The sequence below is a fragment of the Rubneribacter sp. genome (assembly GCF_965361815.1).
The window spans coordinates 1-11,561 of the sequence record NZ_CBDTNW010000029.1; the positions used below are offsets into that span (position 1 = coordinate 1).

Sequence of the window (11,561 nt, forward strand, 5' to 3'; positions counted from 1 at the left end):
CGATGGGGGCGATCCCCGTGGCGGGCTCCGCCAGAGAGCCGGCGCCGTACACCGCCGCGCACGCAAGCAGGAACGCGGCAAGGGTCAAGAGCAGCTTTCTGACCATAGGGCCTCCTTGCGAGCAGGCCGGGCGCACGGCCCGGCCTGTCAAACGATCCTCCTTAAAGCTACTCGACCGGACGCAGGGGCAGGTACTTCAACCCCACGCACAGCATGAGCGCGCCCAGGCCCACAACCCCCAGCACCACGCCGAACTCGAGCGCCGTGGGCCAGTAGACCATGCCCTGGTAGGCCCCCGCCATGCCACCTTCCCAGTTGGTGACCGTCATGGACGTTACCGGACCAGCCAAGTCGATGTTCGTCACCTGAAAGCCTCCCACGAGCAGTTGTACACGCTTGCAGAAGATACCCACGATGGCCAAGAGGCTTGCAACCACAAGCAGTGGATTGGTACGCAGTTTGGGAACAAAGCACACCACCGCAGCAAGCGCACAGCCAATAATTTCAACCCAGAAAAACGGTGCGAGAGAGCCAGAGGTAAGCATCGCCACCACTTCGGTGCCCGAGCCTCCTGGGAAGCCCTCGGTAAGCAAATCGCACCCAAAGAAGTACAGGTCCACGAGCACGAACGCACCTAACATCTTGGCAAGCTTCACCACGTGGCGCTGCTCCAGCTCCAGGTACCCCGCACGCCGCAGCGCGATGACCACCACGAGCACGAGCGCCGTGCCGCACACGAGCGCCGAACTCACGAACCACGGGGCCAAAAGCGCAGTGTGCCACATCTCCCGCCCGGCGTTGAGGGCGAAGATCCAGGCCGTCACGGAGTGCACGAGCACCGCGCACACGAGCGCGATCACGCTCACCGCACGAAGCGCCGTCGCCGACACCCTGCCCGCCTCGGCGCGCACCTGCGCCCACAGGTAGACGACCGACAGAATGAGGTAGGTCGCCAGCACGATGATGTCCCACATGAGCGGGGATGCCAGGTTGGAGTAGGCGAACAGCTCCCACACCCGGAAGGGCTGCCCGAGGTCCACCACCACGAACCCGATGGCGAGCACCGTGCAGCAGATGCTCGTCCACACCGCCACCTTGGAGACGCCGCCGAAGCCCTCCATGCCGAAGGCCTTGGGCACCGAGCTGATGATGAGGCCGCCGGCCGAAAGCCCCACCAGGAACATGAACATGGTGATGTACAGGCCCCAGGAATCGAGGTTGCGCATCCCGGTCTGCACCATGCCGCCGGCAAGCTGCACGCCCCAGAGGGCGACGCCCGCCGCAGTGACCACCGCCGCCACCGCGATGGCGATGTTGAGCCCTTTGCCCCCGAACTTGGCGGCAGGGGCCTTGGACGGCGACGCCGTCCCGATGTTCTCAGTCATGATTGCCTCCTTGCAAGCCTAGACGAGGTAGTAGACGGACGGCTCTGTGCCCTTCTCGGGCAGAAGCTGTTTGACCTCGCGCTTCCGAATGAGCTGCGACACCTCGGACTCGGGATCGTCCAGATCGCCCCAATGGCGCGCGCGACCAGGGCACAAGACCATGCAGGCGGGGTCCTCGCCGCGCGTGATGCGCTGATAGCAGAATGTGCACTTCTCCACCACGTGCTTCTGGTGCGCCGGAACGTCGGCGTCGCCCACCGGAAGCGCGGCGGCGTACTTCGGCTCCTCCCAGTTGAAACTGCGCACCCCCGTGTAAGGGCAGGCGGCGACGCACATGCGGCACCCGATGCACTTGTCATAGTCCTGGCGCACCACGCCCGTCTCCGGGTCCTTGTAGGTGGCTCCCACCGGGCACACCTTCGCGCAGGCGGGGTTGTCGCAATGCTGGCAAGCGACGGGGATGTACTCCATCACGTAACCCCCGTCCTCAAGGCGAGGGGTGTCCATGTGAGCGCCTCCGTCGGTGAGGACGCGGTTCCACCAGGTGCCGTTCGGCAAGTTGTTGGCAAGCCTGCACGCCATGGCGCACGTTTGGCACCCGATGCACCTGTCAAGATCGATGACCATTCCGTAATGCATCTTTCGCCCCCTACTGCTTCTCTATCTCAACGAGAACGTCGTTGTAGTTGTTGTTGTTCACCCACGGGCTCACAGTCCTGTTGAGCAGGTCCCCGTAATGCCCCTCGATGAACTGATCAGCCTGCCACCCATGGGGAATGTTCACCATGCCGCGCCGCAACCCCTCGTTGAACACGCACTTCACAACCACGTACCCGCGATCGTTGAACACCCGCACGATGTCCCCGTCCTCGATGCCGCGCGCCGCAGCGTCTTCCGGATGGATCTTCACGATGGGCTCGGGATCGAACTCGCGCAGCCAGGGCTGGTAGCTGAACTGCGTATGGGTCCTCCATTTCGCATGCTCCTGATAGAGAACCAGTGGGTACTTCTCATACAGAGGGTTGTCGGGCCAAGCCTCGTTCGGCGCTTCCCAGTGGCACAGGTATTGGCCCGTCCTGTCACGAGTAGGATTGTCGTCCATCTCCTTCATGGCGCCACGAGAGCTTTTCTCGATGTAGAACTGGGCACGCCCCGTGTCGGTAGGATAGACGCCTCCTTCGCCATGCACGCATTTGTAGCCTGCTTTCACGAAGTAGTCATGATAGATGGCCTTGTCCTGGTTGATCTTGGCCCACTTCTCGGAACCCAGAGAGCCTTCGAGGAACTCCTCCACCGTCATGTCGAACGCGTCCGCTCTGCCTAAGGCGGTGCCTATGCCCCTGATGATGTCCCAGTCGCACTTCGATTCGTAGAGCGGATCGACGGCCTTCTCCTGCAGCGTGAGGAACGGGTAGAGAGTTGTGCGCCCGTGCACCTCCGTGTACTCGCACCACTCCGTGACGGGCAACACCAAATCAGCGTACTGCGCGGTTTCGCTCATGTGGTTGTCGGCCACAATGAATAGCTCCAGCTGGTCGATGGCCTTGCGGAACGTCTCTCGTTCGGTGATGACGCCCAGGAAGTTGTTCGCATAGCAGTACATGCTCTTCAGGTTGACCTCGACGTCTCCGTACTTGTGGGTCTCCAGTATCTCGGGAAGCTGCATGGAGGAGATCGAAATGCGCTTGCTGTCGCTCACGATGGTGTATCCCTCGATCTTCACGTTGCCCGAAGCCTCGGGGCTCGTGGCCATCTTGCCCAGGTTGTACGTATCGTTCGGACGAATGTATCCGCACGAGGCCCCCGGTTTGCCAAGGTTGCCCGTCAGCATATGCAGCGTGGCGGCGGCGATGTAGGGGTAGTGGCCGTTCACGTAATGCTCCTGACCCAGGCCCTGGTAGGTAAACACGGGGGAATTCTTGCAGAACACCTCGGTGAGCTCGTAGAGCGTTTCCACGGGAACGTCGCAGATCTTCGACGTGTACTCGGGCGTGTACTTGGCTATCTCCTCAAGTAGGAGAGTGTAGGCGGTGGCGCACTTGATGCCGTTGATCTCGAAACGGCCCTCGAGCAGCGGATCGTCCACATCGTCGACCATGCCGAACTCCGTCTCGGACTTCGCCACGATGATGCTTTTCTTCGACAGGTCGGCCTCGGCGATGCCGGATGCGTCCATGCCGATGTCGGCGGCGCGCAAGTGCCCGCCCTCCTCTTTGCATAGGAAGGGCGCCACGGTGTTGTCCCGGAGAAACGCTTCGTCCTGCCAGCCCTTTTCGAGCACGATATGCATCATGCCAAGAGCGAGCGCAGCATCCGACCCCGGTCGCGGCGACACATACAGATCAGCCTTGGCCGCAGAGCCCGTGAACACAGGGTCGATCACCACAAGCTTCGCGCCGTTTTCGCGCGCATCGGCAACGAAATGCCACTGCTGGATTTGGGACTCCGTCATATTGCTGCCCCAGAGAACCACGCAGCGTGCATTAGGAATGTCGCTGGGATCGTTGGCGTTCCAGTTTTTGCCGAAACCAAGCGCATCGATGGTGCCGCAGAACAATGCGTTGTCAGCAAAGAACACGAGGTTCGTGAAGCCGAACACGTCCTGAAGGCGCACGTAAGCATTCATGCTGAAGCCCGAGTTGCCATTGCAGATGGAGAAGCAGATGCTGTTGGAGCCGTACTCCTTTATGTAACCGCCCCATTTCTCGGCGATGTACTCGAACGTCTCGTCCCACGACAGACGCTCCCATTCGCCACCGCCCCGAGGCGTCCCCTCAACGCGGCGCATAGGATATTTGATGCGCGTGTCCGAATAGATGCGCTCCGGAAGCGTGAGTCCTTTCAGGCAGATGCGGTTGTACTGGGGATCGGGGAAATCGCGCGCCTCGGTGCGAACCACCCTGCCGTCGCGGACAACGTAGTTGAGAAAACATCCTTGAAAGCAGTTACCGCGGCAACTGCCCGAAAACTTCGTTTCTCCCTGAACGGGAGAATCCCGTTCCTCCGCCAGCCCGAGCGACGTCGGGAGCACCGCCCCGCCCACCGCAGCTGCCCCTGCCACGGCACCCGTCGTCTTGAGAAAGCTTCTGCGGGTCAGCCCGGCATGCGAGCTTTTCGTTTCCGCCATTTCTCCTCCTCGAAATGAGCGGGACCCCTTGCCGCCACGTTCGACGGTTGCGCTGCCGTCGTTCCCCCGGCGGGCTTGCGGCCCCTTGCATGCAGATGCAGAATCGGCCGGATTCCTTCCGTAATCATATTATCATAATGAACTAGTTCAATCAAACTATTGAACTATGCTATTTCGAGGATAGAGGATAGGAGTAGGATGAAGCTGGAGGGTAGCGCACGTGATCCTCAGCGCGCGATACGAGGCACACGATGCGCGATGCTCGGCGCACGCCGCGAGACATCCGACACAGAACGCCCAATGCATGGCGCACAGCACGCAAAACGCACAAGCTCCGCCTTACACCTCCACAACAAATCGTTCTGGCAAGGCATCCTGCTTCAAAAACGCGACGGCATACCAGGGAAGATACGTGATATTCCCCTTTCGTTCAACATTCTCGCGGCACAATACGACAGCCTCTTGCAGCCCCCATTCCCCCACCGCAAGCAAGTTGTCGAGTGCCGCATGCTGAGCACAATCGACACCGGACTTCGCCTCAACAGGAACAGCGCGCGATCCCTTCTGCACCAAAAAGTCCACTTCGCCTATCTTGGTTTTGTCGTAGTAGTACAAATCGAAACCGTTAACAACAAGCTGCTGCGCCACAACGTTTTCCAAGAAACTCCCCCAATTGACAGAAAGATCGCCCTGGACAAGATCGAACTGCACCGCCCCTACCGAAGCAGCACTCAAAAGCCCCACATCGCAGAAAAAGAGTTTGAACAGATTGTGGCGCACGTTCACTTCAAGCGGAACCTGCGGCGCGACCGCATTATAGCAAGGCAGCGCAACCCCCGCGTCCGCCAGCCACATGAAGTCGCTTTCATAGCGCTCCATACGAGCCGTTTTAGCGAGATCGGATAGCTTGAAGCGCTTGTTCTTTTTGTTCAATTCCGCAGGAATTGCATCAAAGATTGCATGAACATGGGCTTTATTGGGCGCGTACTTTGCGATGTCTTGACGATACAGCGTAAGAATATCGCGCTGCACCCCCAGCACACGCGCAAGATCACTCGTCGAAACGAACTCCTGCACCGCCGCAGGCATACCGCCTACGGCAAGGTAGAGTCTGAACAGGCGCATAAGACGCTCATGAACAACCGGTGGAACGGGCTTGCTCTCCTCGCAACAACTACGCGCAAGGTCAAGCGTGGTTTGCTGCACACCATTTTCGACGAAAAATTCTTCAAGCGAGAGCGGGTACATGCGAAGCACCTGCTCATAACCCACCGGAAGCGACGGAACCTCGTTATACAAGACGCCAAGAAGCGACCCCGACTCAATGTAGTCAAAGCGTCCATCATCCACAAGAAACTTAATGGCCGTGCGAGCCCTCGGACACTCCTGCACTTCGTCAAAAAATATCAGCGTGGAACCCGGTTCAAGCGCCATGCCGCTGAAAGCAGTTAGATTGGCAATCAGCGTCTCTGCGTTGAGATCGCCCTCAAAAATAGCTTTGGCGCTGGGCGTTTCCACGAAATTGATTTCGAGAAACACCTGATAGTTCCTGCGAGCAAACTCTCTGACAAGATACGTCTTGCCCACCTGGCGTGCGCCTGTCACAAGCAACGCCTTGCGACGAGGCGATTTCTTCCACGATTCAAGTTCGGCGAACGCTGCTCTTTCCAGTGCCACAACATCTCCTTGCGACGCATTTTTACAAAAATGGAGCCTAGTTTGCGACGCATTTTAACAAAAACAGGACATGCTTTGCGACGTGTTTTCAAAACAGGAAACAGATGTATGCACTAGTCAAGCTTTCCGCGCTTTTCTTCTTTGTACCGCACGCCCTCAGTCGATGAGGTTACAGGCCGCCCCGCCGCAAAACCGCATGCGACTCCCCTATTTTGGAGAACCTGCATGCCATAATTGCGTTAAAGAATTCTTTAATGAATTCTTTAACGCATCCACACGACCAGAGGAGAGCTCATGTCCACCCTATCCGAATCCGCTGTGACTGATCGCGGCTCATTGCTTGACAACCTTGTCCCGGCAAGCGATTTCACGCACGGCAAAGCCGCGCAAGCATTTGCACGCGTTGGCGTGGGAAACCCTGTCATTGTGGTCAAGCGCAGCGTACCTGCCGCCGTTATTATCACGCCGGAAGAATATCGCGACTACGAACGCCTGCGCCAAGAGCGTGAGGACGCCCGCGACCTGGCGCTTGCCGAGGAACGTCTCGCCCGTTGGGATGGAGACGTATCGAAACTCACCTCTCACGATGACCTCATGGATGAACTCGGTGTCACGGAAGAAATGCTCGACGAGATACCGGAGGTTGAGTTCGAATGAGCTGGAAAATCGAATATCTGGAGGAAGCCGCCAAAGACATCCGAAAGCTTGATGGCTCTATTCGAAAACAATATGCACGAGCCATAGAAAAGGTTGCAAAACAATCCTCTTCCCGCAAACGAAGGCGGTTACGGCAAACCCCTGGGCAATAAAGGTGAACGCAACCTTTCCGGGCTGTTCAAAATCAAGCTGCGTGCTAGCGGTCTTCGAGCTGTGCACTCACTTGCACGCAAAGACGAACGCATGGTAATTGTCGTAGTGGGCGTTCGCGAAGATAACGAAGTCTACGAAGTAGCGGAAAGCCGTTTGCGCGCCTATTCTGAGCTCAATTGATATCCAAGGTTTCCGCGCTTGCCGCGCCGCCCTACTCGCCCCTGAGCAGCTTCTCCACGTCGAAGCCGTCGGCTAAGGCGCTGGGAGCCAGCAACACGCCCTTGCCCTCGCGCGCGCCTTCGTAGGCGAGGTTCATCGCGCGCAGCTGCAGCGCCTTGGGGTTGCGATCATACACCTCGGCGGCCTCCACGAACATCTCCGAGATGTCCTTTTCCACCTCGGCCAAGATGGTGCGGGCGTTGCGCTCGCGTTCGGCCTGCGCCTCCTTCGACAGCGCGTCCTGCAGCTCCTCGGGCACGGCTATGTCGCGGATCTCCACCGACATGACCGTGATGCCCCACTGCTCGCACCTCTCGCCCAGCACCTGCTGCAGCTCCCGGTCGATCTGCTTGCGGCGCAGCGAGAGCTCGGCCAGGTTCACCTGCCCGATGGCGTCGCGCATGGCGGTCTGCGCGCTCCACAGCACCGCCCGCGGATAGTTCTCCACCTCCAGGCAGGCCTTTTTCGCATCCCACACCACCCAGAAGATGATGGCGTCCACATCCACCGGCACCAGGTCGGCCGTGAGCGCGGCCTCTGCGGAAAACGACGAGGTCATGGTGCGCTGGTCCACATGCATGGCCGCGTACTCGACGAAGGGGGCGACCGCGTACAAACCCGGCCCCGCAATGCGGTGGAACCGCCCGAAGCGAAGCACCGCCACACGCTCCCACTGGGGCGCCACGCGCACGCACGCGGCCGCCAGCGCGCCCACCGCCACGGAAAGGACCGCCGTGGCCGCCGACATCCACGGCAGCGTGATGGCGAACGCCGCGGCGAATCCGATGGCGAACACGGCCAGGGCGAACAGGTACACGCCTGCGCGCGTGGCCTCGTTCGGCTCCATCTCCACCGCCGTCGCTTTCGGCCTGGGCGTTCGCGCCGGCCTGTTCGCCTTCTTGTCCTCTCCTCGCAAGCTGAGCTTCATCGCAGCCCTCCTCTAGCCCTCGGTCGCCCGCAGGCGCCGCTCCACCAGCTCCATGATGTCACGTCGCGGAACCCCCAGCTCGCGGCACTGCTGTATGAACGAATCCGCCAGCGAGTCGGCCGCGTTGCAAGCCGATTCCCCGTCGGCCCGATACCCGTCGTGCACGAAGGTTCCGCGGCCGCGCTTCGACACGATGTAGCCGTCGCGCTCGATGTCCTGGTAGACCTTGCTCACCGTGTTGTAGTTGATTCCCAGCTCAACCGCCATTTCGCGCATGGTGGGCAGCTTGTCGCCCACCGCATAGCTTCCAGACGTGATCAGGTAGATCAGACGGTTGCGCAGCTGCAGCCAAATGGGAATGCCGCTGTTCTCGTCAATGGTGATCTGCACGGTTTCGGTATTGGTCGTCACGCTTTCCCACATTCCGGTCGCATGGTCCTTCTCCTTCTCACAGCGGCGCCCCCAGCGCGTACGGCGTGTACAGCGCCGCCGCCACAATGCAGTAGCGAAGCGCCAGCCCGCCGGACAGCACCCCGGCCGACGAGACGGCCACCGCCGCGGGCCGCGCGGACGCGCCCTGCGCGCCGTGGCACGCCAGGGGAAGCGCCAGCCCCGCCGCGCACACCAGGCCCCAGAACGCCGGGGCCAAGCGACCGCCGACCAAAAGGGCGCACGACTGCGCGGCAACCTCGGTGTAGCCGCTCTGCGCGATCACGAACACCGCGAGCACCGCCGCCTCCGCCGCGCCGAGCACGCCCGCCGCGCGCCACAGCCCAGACGCGATCCCGCGCGAACCCGGACGCAGCACGACGTTGAGCCCCAACACGGCCGCCGCGCCCGTGGACAGCGACGACGCCACGAACAGCACCACAAGCCACGGCGAGCGCCAAAAGTCGATGGAGACCATGTCCGAGAGCAGAAGCCCCGTGTACGTCATGACCCCGACCGCGCACGCACCGCCCGCGACGCAGCACAGCCAACCGACCGACCGGGGCACCCGGCGCCGCACGAGCATCGTCGCCGCCAGCGCACCCGACACCAGCGTGAGCAGCGCCACCAGCCACGCCCCTGCGGACATGACCGACTGAAACGGCGTCGCCGCAACCGCCAACGCGCGCTCGGCGTTGCCCAAGTCGAGCAGCAGCAGGAACGCCGCCAACGTCATGCAGCACGGAGCGACGTAGAACCCCGCCTGCGCCGCCTCGGCCGCACGCGCGCTTTCTTCGGTGCGGCTGACCGCGTCCAACACGCAGCAGGCGGCCGCCACCAGAAACGCGCCGCTGCCCACCCCGGCTAAGAACAGGTAGCCAACGATGTACCAGCCGAACAGCATTCCCACCTCGCACCATCCCGATCAGCGCAGACGGCGCCTCCGAAAGGCACGCCGCGCCTTCGCCATGCGCCCGCAGGCGCCTCCGCGTTATTGTAACACCTTTATCATAGTTCAATGGGTCAAAGCGTGCAGCCGGGCGCCTTACCACGAGGGCGGCTTCAAGGGCACCTCCACCGGAACGCTCCATTCCACAACACGGCCCGCCGCACGCGTGGCGGCCACATCCACCAGTCGCTGGTTGGACGAACCGCGCCATGCCAGATCAAACGAGTGAAGCGACTGCACAAAAGGACCGTCCACCAGCACGTCCGTGGCGTCCAAAAGCTCGCGCGCAGAAGCATCCGGCACGCCCGCCTCCAACTGTTCGTAGGTGTAACCCGAGTATGTCCACACGCCCAACCCAAGCGCGCGGCAACGCCGAGCCACCTCCGCACAGGCAGCAGCCTGCTCAAACGGCTCCCCACCCGACAGCGTCACACCCGACGCCAGCTTGTTGGCGGCCACCTCGGCCACCAGACTGTCTATCGAGCGCACTTCCCCGCCTTCATGCGGCTGGCTTTCAGGGTTGTGGCAGCCGGGGCAACCGTGCGAACACCCCTGCACAAACACCGCAAAACGCAGCCCCGGCCCATCCACAATAGAATCCGGAGCCGTGCCGAAGATACGAATGGTTGCAGGCTTTTGCACGCTATCGGACACTGTCATGGTAACCTTCTCTTTCATCTGTGCTCTCACAGGATTGCGCGCACCCAGCTGTGCGCGAGCACGAATTTGGCGGCTGCGCACCAAAACCCCGATCAGTCACTATCTCCCGAGGATTCTAGCACGGCGAACTCGCAATGGACGGAAAGCCCGCATACCGATGCAAAAGCCCGTCCACCACGCCGTTTAAATTCAGCGGCAGACGGGCTTTCTTTATGAGATACCTCGCAGTATCCCGCAACAACCTCCTACGGCGCCCCGCCGCAAGCGATACCGCACGCAGAGCAAGGCGACGCGCTCTACAGCGAGTGCTTCACGCGGTCGGCCTCCTCGGCGCGCTTGGCGTCGTTGAAGCGGTCGAGCGTGCCCACCAAGTAGCCGGTGATGCGACGGATGCGCTCGAAGGCCACACCGTGCTCCTCCTCGGTGCGCCCGCACTTCGGGCACACGTCGCCGATGATGCCGTTGTAGCCGCACACCGGGTCGCGGTCCACCGGGTGGTTCACCGAACCGTAGCCGATGCCGCTTTCCTTCATGTGGCGGATGACGGCCTCGAACGCCTCCAGGTTCTCGGTCGGGTCGCCGTCAAGCTCCACGTAGGAGATATGGCCGGCGTTCGTGAGCGCGTGGTAGGGCGCCTCTATCTCTATCTTCTCGAACGCGCTGATGGGATAGTACACCGGCACGTGGAAGCCGTTGGTGTAGTAGTCGCGGTCGGTCACGCCCGGGATGGAGCCGTAGCGCGCGCGGTCCATGCGCACGAAGCGGCCGGACAGGCCCTCGGCCGGCGTGGCTATCAGGCCGTAGTTCATATGGCGCTCCTGCGACAGGCGGTCCAGGTAGGCGCGCATGTGCCCGATGATCTCCAAACCGAGGTTCTGCGCGGCGCGCGACTCGCCGTGGTGCTTGCCGGTGAGCGCCACCAGCGTCTCGGCCAAGCCGATGAACCCAAGCGACAGCGTGCCGTGCTTGAGCACCTCGCGCTGCTCGTCGTTGGGCGAGAGCTTCTCGGAGTCTATCCACACGCCCTGGCCCATCAAAAACGGCGCGTTGTACACCTTCTTGCGCGCCTGGATCTCAAAGCGCTCGTCCAGCTGCCCCACCACAAGGGCCAGCTTCGCGTCCAGCAGGTCGAAGAACAAATCCAAATCGCCCTTCGCGCGGATGGCCAGGCGCGGCAGGTTGATGGACGTGAACGACAGGTTGCCACGGCCGGGCGTGACCTCGCGATCCGGGTCGTACACGTTGCCCATCACGCGCGTGCGGCAGCCCATGTAGGCGATCTCCGTCTCCGGCGTGCCCTTGTAGTACTGCGCGTTGAACGGCGCGTCCAGGAAGCTGAAGTTGGGGAACAGCCTCTTGGCCGAGCAGTGCATGGCC

Annotated in this window: 10 protein-coding genes; 1 reads left to right on the plus strand and 9 read right to left on the minus strand. The window is 61.5% G+C overall.

Annotated features, from left to right (window positions below; genetic code table 11):
* Window positions 1-167 precede the first annotated feature (167 nt).
* The 4 genes from nrfD (ACWKY3_RS01555) to ACWKY3_RS01570 form a co-directional block, all read right to left on the minus strand.
* Window positions 168-1,385: an NrfD/PsrC family molybdoenzyme membrane anchor subunit gene (gene nrfD, locus ACWKY3_RS01555; protein ID WP_449314669.1), complete on the minus strand. Its 1,218-nt coding sequence runs from the start codon at window positions 1,383-1,385 to the stop codon at window positions 168-170.
* A gap of 18 nt (window positions 1,386-1,403) precedes the next feature.
* Window positions 1,404-2,024: a 4Fe-4S dicluster domain-containing protein gene (locus ACWKY3_RS01560; RefSeq protein WP_449314670.1), complete on the minus strand. Its 621-nt coding sequence runs from the start codon at window positions 2,022-2,024 to the stop codon at window positions 1,404-1,406.
* Between the two features lie 10 nt (window positions 2,025-2,034).
* Window positions 2,035-4,512 carry a molybdopterin-containing oxidoreductase family protein gene (locus ACWKY3_RS01565; protein WP_449314671.1) on the minus strand — a complete coding sequence of 826 codons (2,478 nt, stop codon included), beginning with the start codon at window positions 4,510-4,512 and terminating at the stop codon, window positions 2,035-2,037.
* A 339-nt stretch (window positions 4,513-4,851) separates the two neighbouring features.
* Window positions 4,852-6,189, minus strand: coding sequence for an ATP-binding protein (locus ACWKY3_RS01570; RefSeq protein ID WP_449314672.1), 1,338 nt, complete (start codon window positions 6,187-6,189; stop codon window positions 4,852-4,854).
* Window positions 6,190-6,483: 294 nt separating this feature from the next.
* Between ACWKY3_RS01570 and ACWKY3_RS01575 the strand changes: the two genes are divergently transcribed.
* Window positions 6,484-6,846 (plus strand): type II toxin-antitoxin system prevent-host-death family antitoxin, encoded by a 363-nt coding sequence (locus tag ACWKY3_RS01575; protein WP_449314673.1) that lies wholly within the window; start codon window positions 6,484-6,486, stop codon window positions 6,844-6,846.
* A gap of 364 nt (window positions 6,847-7,210) precedes the next feature.
* On the opposite strand, the gene ACWKY3_RS01580 is transcribed toward ACWKY3_RS01575, so the two are convergent.
* The 5 genes from ACWKY3_RS01580 to nrdD form a co-directional block, all read right to left on the minus strand.
* On the minus strand, window positions 7,211-8,146 hold the full coding sequence (locus tag ACWKY3_RS01580) for a slipin family protein (protein WP_449314674.1): 936 nt from the start codon (window positions 8,144-8,146) through the stop codon (window positions 7,211-7,213).
* Between the two features lie 12 nt (window positions 8,147-8,158).
* On the minus strand, window positions 8,159-8,569 hold the full coding sequence (locus ACWKY3_RS01585; RefSeq protein WP_449314675.1) for a GntR family transcriptional regulator: 411 nt from the start codon (window positions 8,567-8,569) through the stop codon (window positions 8,159-8,161).
* Window positions 8,570-8,594: 25 nt separating this feature from the next.
* On the minus strand, window positions 8,595-9,479 hold the full coding sequence (nrfD, locus tag ACWKY3_RS01590; RefSeq protein WP_449314678.1) for an NrfD/PsrC family molybdoenzyme membrane anchor subunit: 885 nt from the start codon (window positions 9,477-9,479) through the stop codon (window positions 8,595-8,597).
* Between the two features lie 141 nt (window positions 9,480-9,620).
* Window positions 9,621-10,184 (minus strand): anaerobic ribonucleoside-triphosphate reductase activating protein, encoded by a 564-nt coding sequence (gene nrdG, locus ACWKY3_RS01595; protein ID WP_449314676.1) that lies wholly within the window; start codon window positions 10,182-10,184, stop codon window positions 9,621-9,623.
* A 296-nt stretch (window positions 10,185-10,480) separates the two neighbouring features.
* A partial coding sequence (gene nrdD / locus ACWKY3_RS01600) for an anaerobic ribonucleoside-triphosphate reductase (RefSeq protein ID WP_449314677.1) occupies window positions 10,481-11,561 on the minus strand: 1,081 nt, incomplete at its 5' end.

What these genes read in the sequence shown, in the direction of transcription:
- nrfD (WP_449314669.1), bottom strand. Translation starts at nt 1,385, where the DNA reads ATGACTGAGAACATCGGGACGGCGTCGCCGTCCAAGGCCCCTGCCGCC.
- ACWKY3_RS01560 (WP_449314670.1), bottom strand. Translation starts at nt 2,024, where the DNA reads ATGCATTACGGAATGGTCATCGATCTTGACAGGTGCATCGGGTGCCAA.
- ACWKY3_RS01565 (WP_449314671.1), bottom strand. Translation starts at nt 4,512, where the DNA reads ATGGCGGAAACGAAAAGCTCGCATGCCGGGCTGACCCGCAGAAGCTTT.
- ACWKY3_RS01575 (WP_449314673.1), top strand. Translation starts at nt 6,484, where the DNA reads ATGTCCACCCTATCCGAATCCGCTGTGACTGATCGCGGCTCATTGCTT.
- ACWKY3_RS01580 (WP_449314674.1), bottom strand. Translation starts at nt 8,146, where the DNA reads ATGAAGCTCAGCTTGCGAGGAGAGGACAAGAAGGCGAACAGGCCGGCG.
- ACWKY3_RS01585 (WP_449314675.1), bottom strand. Translation starts at nt 8,569, where the DNA reads ATGTGGGAAAGCGTGACGACCAATACCGAAACCGTGCAGATCACCATT.
- nrfD (WP_449314678.1), bottom strand. Translation starts at nt 9,479, where the DNA reads ATGCTGTTCGGCTGGTACATCGTTGGCTACCTGTTCTTAGCCGGGGTG.
- nrdG (WP_449314676.1), bottom strand. Translation starts at nt 10,184, where the DNA reads ATGACAGTGTCCGATAGCGTGCAAAAGCCTGCAACCATTCGTATCTTC.